This window comes from Pseudomonas sp. PNPG3 (assembly GCF_023093815.1).
GTDB lineage: Bacteria > Pseudomonadota > Gammaproteobacteria > Pseudomonadales > Pseudomonadaceae > Aquipseudomonas > Aquipseudomonas asiatica.
In genome coordinates this window covers 1-15608 of record NZ_JALLKV010000063.1, presented here as the reverse complement: position 1 = coordinate 15608, position 15608 = coordinate 1, and the positions used below count along the sequence as shown (strand labels likewise).

Below are 15608 nucleotides of genomic sequence, written 5' to 3'. Positions count from 1 at the left end.
CGGGGGGCTCAGCCCGCCACCGTAAGGAAAATCAGCTATTGAGAGCAGATGACTCGTTTTGGTCACCCGTGCTGCTCGCCTCACCGCATTGGCACTGAGTGGGTACATCCGGGTAGTCGCTGTGATTCTCAATGAACAGCGTTCGGCAGGTTTCGCACCCATAGATCCGGGGCAGGGATTTAAGGCCGCTCGGAAGCACGTCACTCAGAGGCTCGTTATGCCAAGGAGCCCCGTCAAGGATTCTTGAACGCAGGATGTTTCCCAGGCGCCAGGTGTCACTTTGTGCGCGCCAGGACCACATCGGCGCAGAAAGCGAATACTGGATGAAGGTCTCTTGTGACTGCCTGGATAGCGGGTACTTGGGGCGGGTCCAGCCGGAATCGATGATGCTGAACCCCATGCCCATTTCTGCGCTCGGGTGGGTCTTTTCACCAAAGAAACGGTCATGCGTCGCTGGAGCCGTCGCATGATGGTCAGTCGGTGGGAATACCCACAGATAACACTCATCCCGGTTGACCATGCTGATGAGCTCGCTTGGCCCCCGCATGGGGGAATTTGCAGCCAGGGCGAAGCGATCCTTCCACGACATTTTGGGAGGCGGCGCAATACCAGCAGCGATGGCCAACGTGGCAGTCTTGGGGACGAAGCGATCGCCTAGCTCGTTCAGATCCAGGTTCTTGCAGAGAGCCTTGAAGGCCTTTTTGCGAGTCTTCGAGCTGAAGGAGGGGTCAAGGAGCAGGCGAACCTGGTTCACGCCGATTCCCGCAGTTCGTAGCACCTCAATGACTTCTTCAGCCACACCGACTGCTTGAAGATCGGTCAATCCTAAGCACGTTTTCGCCCGCTCGACCGCCGCGTAGAGGTTGTACTGCCGTGTCTCGTTGTCACGACAGACCTGAATTGGCAGCTTGTCTTGGATGGCAACTTGCGGTGCAACGGAGCCGATGGCCGCGTGGAACAGCTGGTGGAGGTGCAGATGAGAGTACGGGCGGCCAGAAGCCGAGAACGAGGCGTGCAGCTGAGCAGCGAGAGGTTGAAGCAGCTTTTTTGCAGACATGACTATCCCCTAATGAGCGACGTTGGGGTAGCTGCGCTTGTAGGGCCGTTAGACGCGAAGCTGGACGTCGAATCAGGTTCAATCATGAATAGGAGTCAGGTTTGATTTGCTTGCACGGCCACCATGCAAAGCCCGACGCGGCAATCACATCAGATTCGCCGAGCTTTGGCAAGAGCGGTCATCGGTAAGCGAAAGCAGGTAGGAGGAGGGCGCTCCATGCTTGATCACCTCCAGAAACAGGAAAGCCGGAAGCACGTTGAGCGCTTCCGGCTTTCTCACGTCAGACTGATGAGAGGGATCAGAAGACGTATTGCAGTCGGGTCACGATGGCATTGCCGCTGTCGTCGCCCACGGTGTTCTCGTTGTTGTCGGTGCGCACGTTGATGTAGTTGGCACTGACTTTCACCGCCTCGTTGACGTACCAGTTCACACCCACCGTGTGGCTCTTGGCCTTGCGCTCGTTCGATTGGTCCGCCGCGGTGACCAGGTTGCCGTCTTCGACCTTGATATCGTCAAAGCGGTAGAAGACTTCCCAGGCCCCCAGTTCCTTGTTCTCTGGTTTGATAGTGTCGAACTTGGCACCATCGAGCTTGTAGATACGCGGCTCGCCGGTCAGGGTGTAAGCCATCTGGGCGTAGTAACCGGAGGCCTTCATGTCGTTGTTGGCCTGGTCAGCTTTCAGCTTGCGGCGAAGGTATTCCGCTTGAACCGAGAACGGGCCGGTGGCCCAGGCACCTTCGAGACCCCAGACCGAGTCGTCCTTCCACAGGCCATCTTGTGCAGCAGCACCGCCAAACAGCATGCGGTTGCCGTTGGTGCCGGCATCGCCGCCGCCATTGGTATCTACACCGCGGACGCCCAGACGCGAACGAATCCGGGTATCGACCGCACTGTTTTTGAGGTCGCGGTAAGCGTACTGAGCACCGACGTGCAGGACGTTGCCATCACTGTGCAGCGGTGCGAACACGCCACGTACGTTGTAGCGCTTGGTGCTGTCGCCATCCGAGTTGTTATTGGTTTCGCTGAAAACGCTACCGGAAACATAAGCCATGTCAGCGATGGTGCTGGTGGCTTGAACACCCATGCCGGCGTTGTCGTTGATCCAGTCCGCCAGGTCGTACGAGAGGTTCCGCTCCATGGCGGTGGTCCACTTCGAACTGGTGGCTTTCTCAAGACCGAAGTCGGTGTAGAAACGGCCAAAGCGCAGTTGCACCGGCTTGAAACCCGTGTAGGTCAGGCTGGCTTCGTCGAAGTAGCCGTCGGAGTCGTTGCCCGTGTTGCGGGAAAGGTCGTAGTTGAGCTGATACTTCCAGTCGCGGTACAGCACGCCACCGAGCTCAAGGTAGGCGCGACGGAAGTAGCCTGCGTCAGCGGTATCGCCATTCTTGGTGAAGACACCATCGAAACGGCCGTAGTCGGCCTGAACTCGGCCGCCCAGTTTGAAACTGAATTCCTTGTCAGAAGTCGATACTTCAAGACCGCCCTTGGTCTTCAGAACGATGTCAGCTCCGTCAGTGGTTACTGTTCCGGAGAATGCTTGCGAGGAAAATGTGCCTATTATTGCGGCAGCCAACAGCTTTTCCCGCATGTTCGAAGAACGGATCATTGCTTGCCTCTCGTATGTTAAGTGCTTAGCTACCGACGTTATATTTCGCCCTGCGCCGGCCTAAATTTATCTTGCAGATGGGAGCAGGCCACGGTTGTCACCCGCTGTAACAAGATGCCTTTGTTCTAAGCACTCTGACTAGGTTGCAAGCGAATATGACAGTTGTGTTTCTGTAGTGTTAACGGAGGAGTTTGAAACCTAACAAAACTGTTACCGAACAAGCCAGTCCTTCTTATCAAAGAAGCTCTTCTTGATCAATCTTCGAATTTCCAAAACCTGCGGATTGCGGACAAGCTTCGTTTTGATAACAAGATAGACATCTTTCTCCTCCAGGTCGTCCAGGAAACCCGGCACGGGTAGGATATTTCTCTCCAGTTTTCGGCTGTAGTCGGGCAGCACTCCAATACACGCACCGCCAACGACAAGGCCTCGTGATAGGTTGTAGCTCTTGACCCGAGTGGTACCGCCCTGATGCTCAGCCATTATCGATGCCCACTTTCGTGAGCCCGCCAAGATCTCTTCATCCCAAGGGACAACGAGCATGAAGTTGTGCAAATCCAAGCTCTCCACTGGAAGGGTGACGCTTCTTGAATAGCGGCTGGAAATGAACAGGGCGTGCCCAATCCGGCCAAGCCTTTCAAACCTATACGTAGGATGGCGATCAAGCGCGCCTTTATCATCTGGGCTCACCAAAGCGATACCCACATCGACTTCACACTCAGAAAGCATCTGCGTTGTGCATTCTGAATGGATTTCCAGCTGCATTTCGGCATGATCACGCACGTAGGCGACTAGATCGCGGTTTACGATGTCGTTCAGCACTGGCTCTGTGATCGCGATGGTAAGCCTGGGGACTTCCTTTTCACCGGACTTGCCAAGGCCGTCTGGGCCGAAGAGCTGGCACAGGTAATGGCTGACCCTCTCGCCTGTGCGGGTCAGGGCAAGCTTGTTGTGTTTGTAGACAAACACGGGAGCACCAATGTGCTCTTCCAGTTTCTCCAAGCGTTTCCGCAGGCCTACCACTGGCACATTGAGCCCTCGGGCAGCCTGTTTGAAACTGGCACAACGTGCTGTTGCGAAAAACTCTACGGCCAGCTGATCATCAATTGGCAAATCATCCAATATGTCAGGGCTGTAAGGAACAACGCTGCTTGTATATGTTTCATTTTGTGTAACCATTAGGTCCCCCTTAATTCGGGGAATCTATCTCAATGCCACCCGGTGTTTCCTTATCTTGTCAACATTGTAATCCACGGGTCATGCATGCGTTATCGGAAGGCTTTTATTTCGAAAGCGTAATTTTCAGGCAATCCCTCTGATATTGTAGCGTGCTAGCCTAGTGCGCCGACTTGTTACTTACCATATATAGATTCGGCTAATTACGCATTTACATTTAGTTCACTATTTTTTCACCTTTGCCTCCATAGGCTTTGGGCATGGAAAATCAAACCCCACCTCTTACTACCTTACTGATTCGTTATCTGGGGATCGGCTTCATAGCAACGGGAGTCCATTATGCGGTGTTCCTATTGCTGGTTACGACAGAATTCGTTACTCCGTTACTGGCCAGTATCTGTGGCGGCATGGTTGGCGCAATCGCGAGCTTCATTGGAAATAGGGCGCTCTGTTTTGTGGCAGATGGCTCTCGTAAGTTTCAGCCTGTCAGGTTTGCACTGGTCGCGTTAACCACAAACTTCGGCAATGGCGTGGGTATGTGGTTCCTCATCAAGTCGAATCTGTCACCGCTCATCTCCCAAGTCGTAGTGACCTTAAGCCTCACTGCACTTGGATTCATTGCACATCGTTTTTGGACATTCAATCATGCAGACATTACATCGCTTTCCCGAGCGCCCTGATCCCTTGTTAACCATCGTGGTCCCTTGCTTCCAGGAAGAGGAAACCATCCCCGAGTTCCACCAGCGAATCACCCGCGTGGTGAAGCGCTTACCCGTCTCCTGCGAAATCCTCTATGTCGACGACGGCAGTAATGACCGGACGGCCGACATTCTTCGCCACTATCAGGATGGGTCATCTGTACGTTGCCTGTCCCTGAGTCGCAACTTCGGCAAAGAGGCTGCACTGAGCGCCGGGATAGACCATGCCCGTGGCAGTGCGCTGATCTTCATTGATGTCGACCTGCAGGATCCACCAGAGCTCATCGCGGCCATGGTGGACTACTGGCAACGCGGCTACGACGTGGTGAACATGCAGCGCAACCTGAGAATCGGTGATTCGTGGTTCAAGCGCATGAGTGCCCGGGCTTACTACTGGGTCATGCAGCGCCTGGTGGAGAAGGTGGACATGCCGGCCGATGTCAGCGATTTCCGATTGATTGGGCCTGCGCCGCTGGCAGCCCTGCGGGCCCTGGATGAACGCTCCAGGATTCTCAAAGGCATGATCGGCTGGGTAGGCTTTCGTACCATCGAACTGCCCTACAATCGCACTGTTCGCCATGCCGGGAGCACCAAATGGAATGCAGCTGGCCTGTTCAATCTGGCCATCGAGAGCATCGTCAGCTTCTCTCGCAAACCACTGCGCATTTTCAGCCTCATCAGTTTCGGTCTTTTCGTCTCCAGCATCTGCTACATGCTTGCGTCGCTTGTGGCAGGCAGTTTCGACATCCATCACCTGATCGTCGGAATGGCTTCATTCATGTGCGTCGGTGTCGCCATGGTGGGGGAGTACCTGGGCGTGACACTCGCGGAAGTGAAGCGCCGGCCTCTCTATTTCCTGAAGCACAGCAACAAGGCAGATCCCGTGTCACTCCACCCTTCGATGGCTTCGATCGAGGGTAAGAAATGCTGAACCTGAAGAACGAGAGGACGCTGTGGTGGGTCCTGGGTTCGATTTTGCTATTGCGTTTGGTGGGGCTGGGCATCTACCCGCTGATGGACACATCTGAGGCCCGTTACGCTGAAATGGCTCGCAAGATGGTCGAGTTGAATGACTGGATCACGCCCATGTTCGACTACGGGGTACCGTTCTGGGGCAAGCCTCCGTTGTCCTTCTGGACCCAGGCCGCGAGCATGACGGTCTTCGGCGTTAACGAGTTCGCTGCGCGCTTCCCAGCGTGGCTACTCCACCTGGCAAGCTGTTTCATCATCATCAAACTCGGCACGCAGCAGATTTCTCGTAACGCCGGCATCTGGGCTGCCATTATTTTTTCCAGCACCACACTTGGCCTGGTCTCCAGCGGTGTTGTGCTGACTGACCCTGTTTTGTCGTTCTCGATTCTGCTGGCCAGCTACGGTTTCTGGCGTTGGATGAAGTGCGCCAGCAAGGCGGATGCCTACCTGATGTTCGCAGGTCTCGGGCTGGGCTTGCTTGCCAAAGGGCCGCTGACCCTGGTGCTTATGGGGGCGCCGGCATTCGCCTGGTTCGTTATCTACAAGGAATGGGGACGGGTACTGAGGCTTCCCTGGATTAGCGGCCTTGTACTCATGTTCGGTATATCCGTGCCATGGTATGTCGCGGCCGAGATGAAAACGCCCGGCTTCATGGAGTACTTCTTCGTTGGTGAGCACTGGAGCCGCTACGTCGTCAGTAACTGGGCAGGGGACCTCTATGGTAGTGCTCATGCCAAGCCGTACGGCAGCATCTGGATCCAGCTCGGATTGTCGCTACTGCCATGGGCCTTGTTTCTACCACTGTTGATCCGCAAGCGTGGATCGATGCAGCGCTTCAAAGCCTACCTCTGGCTGTGGGCCTTGGCGACACCGGTCTTCTTCACATTTGCAGGCAACATTCTGTGGACCTACCTGCTACCCGCGCTGCCAGCGTGGGCATTGCTGCTGTCTGCACGGGTCAGCGAAGTTGGCCCGAAGACCACCTGGGCTGCCGCTGCGAGCGCATTGGTGTTGCCAATCATCGGTGCGGGCATCATCTACGCCGGGGTACTAGAGGAGCGCCCTCAGAATCAGCGGGATGTGGTTCAAGCCTGGCTCAATGTGCAGTCTGCTCATTCCGCTCCCCTGATCTATCCTGGCCGCCGCTCATACTCGTCGGAGTTTTACAGCAGCGGGAAGTCCGAGAACATCAAGGATCCTGCCAAGTGGCCGCGGGATGGCTCGTTCTATCTGTCCAGGCGCTTGCGAGACAGCAAGGATGGTCTGCCCGCTGATCTAGCTTGCACATCGATCACCGAAGCGAACGCCAGCCAGCTCCTGCTGTGCCATTGGAAACGCCCCGCACAAGGTGCCGAGGGTCTGGCCGGAGAAAGCAATGCGGAAACGCCTCGCAAGAACGAAGGCTAAATTCCAAGCACAAAAAAGCCAGGTTTTACCCTGGCTTTTTTGTCGATTTCTTTCGTCATTTGAAGTCCTATTTAACCGCCGATTAATTGTCGGCTTGTTCCTTACCATCCTTGCTTTCTTTCTTTTGCTCTTGAGCGACTTGTTGTTTGTTCTGGTCCGAAGAGTCATCGCTCCATAGGCGAGCCTGTTCGGTTCGGAAGTTCTCGTTGAACTGTTTCGTTCGCTCGAAGCCGCCTTCAGCGTAAGCGGTACCCATGAGACCCAGCAGCAGGCTGCCAATAGCGATAGATTTGACAAATTTCATTGTGAACCTCGGTTCATACTAGGCCAACCTGATTAGCGGCCTTTGTTGGTTTGTAGTTTAGGAACGCGAAGCTAACGACAAGGTGAGTCAATAATTACAATTCCGTAATTTTGGCTGCAGATAGGATGCGTTAAATCTTCAAATCTGGAAGGATCATGTCTATCTCGGCACTGTCGAGGGCGACTTCGAATTTTCTCTTAAATTACAATTTTGATATCTAGCGCGTTAATTCAGCGCGGCGTTGTTGGCCGCCCTAGGAGATAGCCATGAATGACATAGAGCCCTGGGCAGTTGCTATCGGTGACTTTCGCCGCTGCACTGAAAAACTCACTGTCCAGCTCGATGAGCTGACCTCGCAGACGCGCACCTCCAGCGCTGTTCTGGAGAGGTCGAACGAACTGGTGGAGCAGGTGGACGCTGTCGGCCGGCAGATTCAGGAGGAGGTGCGAAAGGCGGAGAAGGCTTGGTCGAACGCGGAGGAGGTTGCCTTGCGCGCCGCTGCATCAGCGTATTCAGCTGCATGCCGCGGAGTCGACACCGCCATCCAGCCACTGATCTCGGAGCTTACAGCAGCGACAAAGGCGGCGGACGCCTCTATCCAGGAGCTCAAGCGGGCACCGGTGCTGGCCAAGCGTTATGTGATGGTGGTCGCCACGGCGTTCTTCATTCTGGCGCTGATCTGTGTCTACTCGACCATGCGCCTGATCGATGCCGCCGGCAGCGTAAGTGCTCAAGAGAAAGTGAATGCTCAGTACTTCTCACACCTGTGGAAAAACGCCAATCCTGACGAACAGAAGATTATTAAGTCGGTGATTCTGCGGTCGCCCATGGACCCTGTGGTCCTTCGGCACTGATGCATTGAGGCAAACAAAAGGCCCGTCGATTGACGGGCCTAATCGTGTCTGCGCAATTTAAGCGGCGGTCATTGCCGGCTGCATTTGCTGGGCTTCCGGAAAGTGAAGGTGGAACCAGGTGAAGTTTTCTTCGGTCACCTCCACGCTCGCCGATCCCTGGTGCAGACTCATGATCGACTGCACAATGGCCAAGCCAAGACCGGTACCGCCTTCGCTCCGTGCTCGGCTCTTGTCCACACGGTAGAACCGCTCAAACAAGTGCGCGTGGTGTTCCTTGGCAATACCACGGCCGGGGTTGCCGACACTCAACGTCGTACCGCTCGCACTATGCTGCACCTTAACGTAGACCGTGCGGCCGCGAGGGCAGTAACGGATCGCGTTCGAGACCAGATTCGAGACGGCACGTTGAACCATCAGGCGATTCCCGCGCACCACGTCATCACTGCCGGAGATCTGCAGCTGAATCTCGCCTTCTTCTGCTGAAATGCTGAAGAGCTCGCACACTCGCTGAACCTCGTCGACCAAGGAGACGGATTCGAACTCCACCATTGATGCTGGATGACTGACCTGGGCCAAGAACAGCATGTCGGAAACCATGCGGCTCATGCGGTCCAGCTCTTCTGTGCACGACTCCAGAACCTCCCGGTACTCGGAAAGCGATCGTTCTCTGGTCAAGGCAACCTGGGCCTTGCCCATCAGGTTGGAAAGCGGTGCTCGAAGTTCGTGAGCAAGGTCGTCAGAAAACTGCGAGAGCTGCTGAACCCCATCATCCAGGCGAGCCAGCATGATGTTGATGCCGTCGGCGAGCATTTTGAGTTCTGCCGGCATCCCATCAGTTGGAAGGCGATGGTCGAGGCTCTCGGTTGAGATTTTCGAGGCGATCTTGAGGAACTTGGTCAGTGGTAGCAGGCCTCTGCGCACAGTCCACCAGCCAATGGCCAAGATCAGTGCGAGGATGACGGGGGACATCATCAAGGCCCAGGTCAGCAACGCATCGAGCAGCGCCTCACTGGATGACTGGTCCATGGTCATATAGACGCTGACCTCTGTTCCATCGCCCAAACGCATGATTCGAGAAGCACTCAGCAGAGGACGGTCCTGCGTATCACGCCATTCGTGCTCTTTGGGCTGGGCCGCCGGCTGAAACTTGTGCACCTCCAGATTGACCTGTTTCGAGCCAATCGAGAGCAGGGGAGTCTGATTCTGTGAGGTATCGAATATGCTCACATACAGGTTGTTGTGGCCCATGACCAAATCGACAAGCTGATGCGCATCCGCGTTGACGCCGGAGATGTCCGGGATGGTGGACAGGTTGTGAGCCATCCCCGCCATCTTTACTTCCAGGTCTGCTCTGGCATTTCTTTCCAGAGCCTTGCCTACCATCAGATAGCCAAAGGTGGCGAACAGAAGCAGCAACGCTGCGCTCATCAACCCAACTTTTAACCCCAGCTTTGCAGCCAGGCTGAATGGCCTCATGCGCGTTCCTCAAAAACGTACCCAACGCCACGAAGCGTGTGAATGAGCTTGGTTTCAAACGGCTCATCGATCTTCGAGCGCAAGCGCCGGATGGCTACATCGATGACATTGGTGTCGCAATCGAAATTCATATCCCAGACCAACGAGATGATCTGAGAGCGAGTCAGCGCTTCGCCCGTTCGGCTCATGAGCAGGTGCAGAAGCGCAAATTCCTTGGTGGTGAGATCGATGCGTGTGCCACCGCGGAAGACGCGATGGCGGACGGAGTCGAGTTCCAGATCGGCAATTTTCAGCGAGCTCTTCTCGACTAACTCATCACCACGGCGTTGCAGCGAACGGATGCGAGCAAGCAGCTCAGGGAATTCGAATGGCTTCACAAGGTAGTCATCCGCGCCGCCGTCCAAGCCCTTGAGCTTGTCATTGATGCGTCCGCGGGCGGTCAGCATGATGATGCGGACCCGGCTGGTCTTACGGATGGTTTCCAGCAGGTCCCAGCCGTCGATACCCGGGAGGTTCACGTCCAGGAGGACCAACGAATAGACATTAGTGTTGAACAAGTGCAGAGCATCTACACCGTTGTGCACGATATCTACGACATACCCGCTTTCGGATAGGCCCTGCTGAAGATATTCGGCAGTTTTAATTTCGTCTTCCACAACTAGAACGCGCATAACTTATCTCAAGGTGTGAGGAAGGAGTTGGCCTAATCCGCCAAGATTATGGTTGCAGGCTGTTCGAAAGTTTGGCTGAGGGTATGGCATGTGGTAGTCGCTACCTCTGTCCATACGCCGGGTCACCTGAGGACGCTTGAATCTTAACGCGAAGAAGCTGGCCGCGGCGAAATCCTACAAATTTGTAATGTAGCCGCAAGATTTCTGACAGTCATGCAGGCTCCACCCCTAAGCATAGCGGATTCTGGGGCCTGCGGCGGTGTATGACAGATTCGCCTGGCAGGTGGAATCGGCCAGGACAGGCAGCATTTCGGTCGTTAGCTTGCAAGGACTGGTACTGGCCTTGGATCGAGGGCGCCACGCAGGCAGACCCCATGCACGGCCGCAAACCGCAGCGCCTTTCTGCAAATTAGTTCACGTGGCGGCTCGATATTCTCTCGAATAATTATCTTACAATCTATTACATGTCCAAATTGTAATTGCCCGATCATCTTGGTGTTAGCCTCCTTTGCTAGTTTAAGGGCAGCGGAAGAGGCATCGCTGCTTTGGAAATTGTCTCATTTCAAAGCAGCTTGGCAAGAGCACCGAGCAGTTGTTCGCGCCAGTGCATTCACCTGTAAACCATACGCTCCTTTGGTAGGTGAATTTTAGCGCCCCCCTACGGGCGCTTTTTTATTAAGGGACTTCTTATGAACACTACTGTATCAGCGATCGCCGTGTTTTTGCTCTTTACATCACTAACAGCCAATGCCCAAAGCGGTATGGAGATCAATAAACGCATCGAGCGTACTGCTAGAGAGGCTACAGCGGATTATGCTCAACGCGTAAAAAAGCCCATGCCTCAACTAGAAGACTACGCCTATGGCATGGACCTGGACGTTGGTAAGTTGGTGTATGTATCACCCAGTGTGCGGTACTGCGGTAATGTAAGAAGCATGATGACCTACGAAGACTCGAAAGGCGAACTGCACATGGTTCGCTACCTGGTGAAGGGCGAGTGTGTTAATAGCCGTTAAGACTCATCAAGATGATCCCTGCGGCCACCGGATCATAGAAGCTCAATGCCGAACCGGCGCAGCAGTATGGCGAAGCCTCCGAAGCTGGCCATTGTGATGAGGATGCTGCTGATCAGTGTCGGCCAAAAGCCGAGCTTAGGTAGCAGCAATGGAAAAGCAATAAACATCGGTAGGGTCGGAAGCACGTACCAGAACGTGTACCAAGCATGGTTGGAGATCTTCTCCATGCTCTGGTTCTCTAAATAGAGCCAGACCAACGTCACGACCGTGACCAAGGGTAGGGCGGCGACCAAGCCGCCCAGCTTGTCGCTGCGTTTCGCCAGCTCTGACACGAGAATCACTATACCGGCAGTGAGTAGGTACTTCGTGATGATCCAGGCCATCGCTGAGCCTTCTGGAGGTTGTTGACGAGGGCAGGCGAAGCCATTCACCAACCCCCTTGAAGCGCTCCTGCCGTTTACGGCATCCCTCACCGCATTTTTTTTGCAACATCACCCTCAGCCAGGAGGGTGATGTGTTTGCATGGTGTTTACCGATCGGTCAGTGCGAGGGTGAGGGAACGCTCTCGTGGAAAGCTGCCCGCTCGATCTGGATGGTGCAGTGATGGATTTCGAATGCATCGCTGACAGCATCCACGACGGCCGCCAACACAGCATCCCCATCTGCAGAATCCCGAACCACTACGTGCGACGTCATCACGTTACTGCCACTGCTGACAGCCCACACGTGCAAGTCATGAACGTCCGTCACGCCATCTACTCCGAGGATGGTGGCCTCGATTGCCGTAACGTCGAGCCCCCTCGGGACACCCTCCATGAGGATCCCCAGGCTTTCGCGAAGCAACTGCCACGTCCGCGGCAGAACCCAAAGGCCGATCGCCACAGCGACAATCGTGTCGACCCAGGTCCAGCCGGTGAAGCGGATGATAAGTGCCGCGATGATTACGCCAAGCGAGCCGAGCATGTCGCTCCAAACTTCGAGGTAGGCTCCTTTGACGTTGAGGCTTTCGTTGCTCGCAGATGCCAGAAGGCGCATCGAAATTAGGTTGATGATCAGGCCGGCGATTGCGATCCACATCATCGCTCCGGTAGCGATCTCCGCCGGCATGAAGAAGCGCTGGTAGGCCTCATACAAGATGTACATCGCCACCAGGAAGAGCAGCACGGCGTTGAACGTCGAAGCCAGAATTTCCAGGCGCGCATAGCCGAAGGTTCTTTTCTGATCCGCCGGCCGCTTGGCTATCTGAAGTGCAATCAGTGAGATCGCCAAGGCGGCAGTATCTGTGAACATGTGAGATGCGTCCGACAGCAGCGCCAGGCTGCCGGTAATCCACGCACCGATCACTTCTGCAATCATGAAGCTGCCAGTCAAGCCGAGCGCCATGATTAGCTTCTTCTGATGCCCCTCGCGTACTGCAGCGCTGCCATGGTCATGATTTGAACCCACGTATTTCTCCTTGCGCAGGGTTGTGGTCTCGTTGGCCTTCCTGTCTACCTAGCCTTAGAGCGTCGCTTGGCCACAGTGACTGCAAAATCTTGCTCCTGCACTCAGCAGCGAGCCGCAGGCGGTGCAACCACTCGATAGCGGTGTTCCGCAGTTTAGACAAAAGCGTGCTGACGGATCGTTGGCCGTCCGGCACTGCCTGCAGCCCTGCAGATCTTTGATGGGGGCAGGAGTGGGAGGGCGCCCGCCGTCATACACCTGATTACCGCCGTCGCAGCCCTGCTGCCGGCCATGGCGATCATATTGCTCGGCCCCATGTCCCCCGCTGTGGTGCTTGCCTCCACCGTGGTTTCCACGGCCATGGTGCCCGCCCAGGATGTTTTTGAAAAAGCTCATGGTATTCGCCCCTCATTGATGGGTGACATATTAACGAGCAAAAGTTGAAAATAATATTCTGCTCGCGAGAAAGACTTGTAAGTTGAATTGAAAGTTCAAAATTAGCCTACGACAAAACGAAACCGTTTTGTTTGTGAAATTAAATTTATCTAGCTGAGCGGAGCATTGCTTTTGGTGGGTAGTATCCCCCTAATTTTGATCATAGCGTGATCAATGACAATCAAAACAGCAGTAATTGGATTTCTGTCAGCATTGTAATCCCGAGGTCATCGTGTCGTTATCAGGTCCCGGAAATAATGCGCTCAGCGAGATTCATTTCTCTTTTTATCCCTATGCCTCACACATACTAAGCGTCCCCAACGCCTAGGGGCCTAAGGCCTCTGACGCTCCGCACATTGCGCAATCGCTCAGCATCTGTCGACGGTTTGCCTTGTAGCTCCCGCTAACTCCATAGCTACCGCCATGGATAAGCAGCTTCCAGAGTTTAATAATGACACCTTCCAAATCCATTGTTCACACCCTGTTAAGCAAATGGATCTTTGCTATTCGCAATGCGCGGCAGAAAGGCATCAGTACTAATTTGCTAATCGGCCTGGTGACTTTTTGGTTACTGCTATTCGCGAACGCTGAGCTCTGGAACGTGCTCTGGAAGCTGGTATTCAAAACCGATGAAGTGAACTGGCAGCTAGCGGCTAGCCTCCCAGTCATAGTATTCGCATGGGTGTTTACCGTTCTGAGCTTGCTGTCATGGGGGCGGCTGGCCAAACCCATACTGTGCCTGGTACTGATCAGCGCGTCTTTTGCGAGTTACTTCATGAATGCCTACGGCATCGTGATCGATTACACAATGTTCACCAACGTTGTGGAGACCGACGTCGCTGAGGCAACCGAGCTGCTGAATTGGAAGCTCGGTCTTTGGGTCGCAATGGTTGGGGTGTTGCCCGTCTACCTGATTGCCCGGGTTCCCCTCCGGCGCAAGCCTTGGGCCAAAGCTTTGGTCAGCAGGTTCATTGCTCTGTCGCTCGCTCTGTTGACCTTATCTGGCATCGCGTTGAGTCAGTACCAGTCGTATGCCTCCTTGCTGCGCAACAATCGGGAGATCCGGCTGATTCTGGTACCTACCAACTTGTTTGCGGCTGGCCATGGGTACCTGAAGCGTCAGCTGGCCTCACCTAAAACGCTGACGGCCATTGGTACTGATGCGGTAGTTAATCGACAGGGTGCGGCTCGTAAACCCAGGCTGCTGGTACTGGCAGTAGGAGAGACCGCTCGCTCCGCCAACTTCTCCCTCAACGGCTACTCCCGTGAAACGAATCCGGAACTAGAAAAGCGAAATGTCATTAGCTTCACGAACGTGAGCTCCTGCGGTACCGCTACCGCGGTCTCGCTGCCATGCATGTTCCTGGACGTGGGTAAGGCCCAGTACAAAGATGGCTTGGCCAAGAGCCGAGAAGGGCTGCTCGACGTGCTTCAACGCGCTGGCATCAGTGTCATGTGGACTGACAACAACTCGGGGTGCAAAGGGGTCTGCGACAGGGTTCCCAACCACAAGGCTGCCTCTCACGCGGATTCCCAACTGTGCACCAGCGAGGAGTGTAAGGACGGGGTGCTGCTCACGGAGATGCAAGACTTCATCAAGCGCCAGGAAGGCGATGCTGTCCTGGTGCTCCACTACAAAGGCAGTCACGGCCCGGCCTACTACAAGCGCTACCCCTCGCAATTCAAGAAATTCGCACCGGTGTGCGAGACCAACGAGCTCGACAAATGTAAGCAGGAGGAGGTGGTCAATGCCTACGACAACTCAATCCTCTACACCGATTATGTGACTGCAAATCTCATCGATATCCTGGCGGCCAACACCAAGTTCGACACTGCGCTGATGTACGTTTCGGACCACGGCGAATCGCTGGGGGAGGGTGGGCTCTATCTACACGGGCTGCCTTACGCGATGGCTCCTGACGAGCAAACAAAGGTGCCGTTGGTACTTTGGATGTCTGACTCGCTCGCGAAGAGCGAAAAGGTCAACGTGGGTTGTTTGAAAGCTCAAACCACGTCACCGCTGAGCCACGACAACCTGTTCCACACCGTGCTCGGCATGATGAACGTCCAGACGTCTTCGTATCGCTCAGCGCTGGATTTCACTGCCCCTTGTAAGCCCTTTGTCGGAGGCTCTTATTCTGGCCTCTGAATGTTCGATGTGGACCGGATCATCGGCCAGGCGGTTCTGCACCAGCCTGCTTTGACAGCTGAGAGAAGCTGGACTAATTACATAGCTGCATTCAACAACCCAAGCGGAAAAGGAAGTTTTGCATGAGCATCAAGCCAGGCCCAAAGCGCACCAATGAAGATGGCACTCCGGACAAAAGGCAGCGAGTCACCCCTGAAAAGCAGAAGGACCATCCGGACCTGAAACCCCACAAGCACAAAAAGGGGGAGTAAGAAAAAAGCAGCTCTCGGGAGCTGCTTTTTTTTTGGGGCTGAATCGCCCCGGGTTTCGTGGAGGCCTCAACTCTTGAGAAGATGAGGCCATGA

The 15608-nt window shown here is 54.9% G+C and carries 16 protein-coding genes; 7 read left to right on the top strand and 9 right to left on the bottom strand.

What is annotated here, in order from left to right; translation table 11 throughout:
* Positions 1-31 precede the first annotated feature (31 nt).
* From MJ643_RS26640 to MJ643_RS26630, 3 genes are all read right to left on the bottom strand, one after another.
* Positions 32-1057: a hypothetical protein gene (locus MJ643_RS26640; protein ID WP_011953109.1), complete on the bottom strand. Its 1026-nt coding sequence runs from the start codon at positions 1055-1057 to the stop codon at positions 32-34.
* A 298-nt stretch (positions 1058-1355) separates the two neighbouring features.
* Positions 1356-2663: an OprO/OprP family phosphate-selective porin gene (locus MJ643_RS26635; protein ID WP_009395904.1), complete on the bottom strand. Its 1308-nt coding sequence runs from the start codon at positions 2661-2663 to the stop codon at positions 1356-1358.
* Positions 2664-2873: 210 nt separating this feature from the next.
* Entirely contained in the window at positions 2874-3842 is a 969-nt protein-coding gene (locus MJ643_RS26630) for a LysR family transcriptional regulator (protein ID WP_011953108.1), read from the bottom strand.
* 257 nt (positions 3843-4099) lie between these two features.
* Here MJ643_RS26630 and MJ643_RS26625 point away from each other — a divergent pair, with 257 nt between their 5' ends.
* Genes MJ643_RS26625 through MJ643_RS26615 form a run of 3 tightly spaced genes read left to right on the top strand, consistent with a single transcriptional unit; the run spans position 4100 to position 6916 of the window.
* Entirely contained in the window at positions 4100-4519 is a 420-nt protein-coding gene (locus MJ643_RS26625; protein WP_010951446.1) for a GtrA family protein, read from the top strand.
* A complete protein-coding gene (locus MJ643_RS26620) occupies positions 4485-5468 on the top strand; it encodes a glycosyltransferase family 2 protein (protein ID WP_010951445.1) in 984 nt (327 codons plus the stop codon). The genes MJ643_RS26625 and MJ643_RS26620 overlap by 35 nt, the downstream gene beginning before the upstream one ends.
* A complete protein-coding gene (locus tag MJ643_RS26615) occupies positions 5462-6916 on the top strand; it encodes a phospholipid carrier-dependent glycosyltransferase (RefSeq protein ID WP_010951444.1) in 1455 nt (484 codons plus the stop codon). Before MJ643_RS26620 ends, MJ643_RS26615 begins: the two co-directional genes overlap by 7 nt.
* Positions 6917-6998: 82 nt before the next feature.
* Here the strand turns inward: MJ643_RS26615 and MJ643_RS26610 are convergent, their stop codons facing one another.
* Positions 6999-7220 carry a hypothetical protein gene (locus tag MJ643_RS26610; protein ID WP_010951443.1) on the bottom strand — a complete coding sequence of 74 codons (222 nt, stop codon included), beginning with the start codon at positions 7218-7220 and terminating at the stop codon, positions 6999-7001.
* Between the two features lie 266 nt (positions 7221-7486).
* Here MJ643_RS26610 and MJ643_RS26605 point away from each other — a divergent pair, with 266 nt between their 5' ends.
* Complete coding sequence (locus MJ643_RS26605; protein WP_010951442.1) at positions 7487-8074, top strand: hypothetical protein; 588 nt, start codon at positions 7487-7489, stop codon at positions 8072-8074.
* 57 nt (positions 8075-8131) lie between these two features.
* On the opposite strand, the gene MJ643_RS26600 is transcribed toward MJ643_RS26605, so the two are convergent.
* Positions 8132-9550 carry a heavy metal sensor histidine kinase gene (locus MJ643_RS26600; RefSeq protein WP_011953107.1) on the bottom strand — a complete coding sequence of 473 codons (1419 nt, stop codon included), beginning with the start codon at positions 9548-9550 and terminating at the stop codon, positions 8132-8134.
* Positions 9547-10221, bottom strand: coding sequence for a heavy metal response regulator transcription factor (locus tag MJ643_RS26595; RefSeq protein WP_015268421.1), 675 nt, complete (start codon positions 10219-10221; stop codon positions 9547-9549). The genes MJ643_RS26600 and MJ643_RS26595 overlap by 4 nt, the downstream gene beginning before the upstream one ends.
* Positions 10222-10910: 689 nt before the next feature.
* Here MJ643_RS26595 and MJ643_RS26590 point away from each other — a divergent pair.
* Positions 10911-11237 carry a DUF2790 domain-containing protein gene (locus tag MJ643_RS26590; protein WP_011953106.1) on the top strand — a complete coding sequence of 109 codons (327 nt, stop codon included), beginning with the start codon at positions 10911-10913 and terminating at the stop codon, positions 11235-11237.
* Between the two features lie 32 nt (positions 11238-11269).
* Here the strand turns inward: MJ643_RS26590 and MJ643_RS26585 are convergent, their stop codons facing one another.
* The 3 genes from MJ643_RS26585 to MJ643_RS26575 form a co-directional block, all read right to left on the bottom strand.
* Positions 11270-11620: a DUF3147 family protein gene (locus MJ643_RS26585; protein ID WP_011953105.1), complete on the bottom strand. Its 351-nt coding sequence runs from the start codon at positions 11618-11620 to the stop codon at positions 11270-11272.
* 157 nt (positions 11621-11777) lie between these two features.
* Entirely contained in the window at positions 11778-12683 is a 906-nt protein-coding gene (locus tag MJ643_RS26580; RefSeq protein ID WP_010951438.1) for a cation diffusion facilitator family transporter, read from the bottom strand.
* Between the two features lie 54 nt (positions 12684-12737).
* Positions 12738-13076, bottom strand: coding sequence for a zinc ribbon domain-containing protein (locus MJ643_RS26575; protein WP_071890582.1), 339 nt, complete (start codon positions 13074-13076; stop codon positions 12738-12740).
* A 490-nt stretch (positions 13077-13566) separates the two neighbouring features.
* Here MJ643_RS26575 and MJ643_RS26570 point away from each other — a divergent pair, with 490 nt between their 5' ends.
* Together MJ643_RS26570 and MJ643_RS31525 are read left to right on the top strand one after the other, a co-directional pair.
* On the top strand, positions 13567-15264 hold the full coding sequence (locus MJ643_RS26570) for a phosphoethanolamine--lipid A transferase (RefSeq protein WP_003298414.1): 1698 nt from the start codon (positions 13567-13569) through the stop codon (positions 15262-15264).
* Between the two features lie 122 nt (positions 15265-15386).
* Entirely contained in the window at positions 15387-15515 is a 129-nt protein-coding gene (locus tag MJ643_RS31525) for a hypothetical protein (RefSeq protein WP_003253468.1), read from the top strand.
* Positions 15516-15608: the final 93 nt, after the last annotated feature.

Excerpts from the sequence above, each read along its gene's own strand:
- MJ643_RS26640 (WP_011953109.1), bottom strand. The coding sequence starts at position 1,057 with ATGTCTGCAAAAAAGCTGCTTCAACCTCTCGCTGCTCAGCTGCACGCC.
- MJ643_RS26635 (WP_009395904.1), bottom strand. The coding sequence starts at position 2,663 with ATGATCCGTTCTTCGAACATGCGGGAAAAGCTGTTGGCTGCCGCAATA.
- MJ643_RS26630 (WP_011953108.1), bottom strand. The coding sequence starts at position 3,842 with ATGGTTACACAAAATGAAACATATACAAGCAGCGTTGTTCCTTACAGC.
- MJ643_RS26625 (WP_010951446.1), top strand. The coding sequence starts at position 4,100 with ATGGAAAATCAAACCCCACCTCTTACTACCTTACTGATTCGTTATCTG.
- MJ643_RS26620 (WP_010951445.1), top strand. The coding sequence starts at position 4,485 with ATGCAGACATTACATCGCTTTCCCGAGCGCCCTGATCCCTTGTTAACC.
- MJ643_RS26615 (WP_010951444.1), top strand. The coding sequence starts at position 5,462 with ATGCTGAACCTGAAGAACGAGAGGACGCTGTGGTGGGTCCTGGGTTCG.
- MJ643_RS26610 (WP_010951443.1), bottom strand. The coding sequence starts at position 7,220 with ATGAAATTTGTCAAATCTATCGCTATTGGCAGCCTGCTGCTGGGTCTC.
- MJ643_RS26605 (WP_010951442.1), top strand. The coding sequence starts at position 7,487 with ATGAATGACATAGAGCCCTGGGCAGTTGCTATCGGTGACTTTCGCCGC.
- MJ643_RS26600 (WP_011953107.1), bottom strand. The coding sequence starts at position 9,550 with ATGAGGCCATTCAGCCTGGCTGCAAAGCTGGGGTTAAAAGTTGGGTTG.
- MJ643_RS26595 (WP_015268421.1), bottom strand. The coding sequence starts at position 10,221 with ATGCGCGTTCTAGTTGTGGAAGACGAAATTAAAACTGCCGAATATCTT.
- MJ643_RS26590 (WP_011953106.1), top strand. The coding sequence starts at position 10,911 with ATGAACACTACTGTATCAGCGATCGCCGTGTTTTTGCTCTTTACATCA.
- MJ643_RS26585 (WP_011953105.1), bottom strand. The coding sequence starts at position 11,620 with ATGGCCTGGATCATCACGAAGTACCTACTCACTGCCGGTATAGTGATT.
- MJ643_RS26575 (WP_071890582.1), bottom strand. The coding sequence starts at position 13,076 with ATGAGCTTTTTCAAAAACATCCTGGGCGGGCACCATGGCCGTGGAAAC.
- MJ643_RS26570 (WP_003298414.1), top strand. The coding sequence starts at position 13,567 with ATGACACCTTCCAAATCCATTGTTCACACCCTGTTAAGCAAATGGATC.
- MJ643_RS31525 (WP_003253468.1), top strand. The coding sequence starts at position 15,387 with ATGAGCATCAAGCCAGGCCCAAAGCGCACCAATGAAGATGGCACTCCG.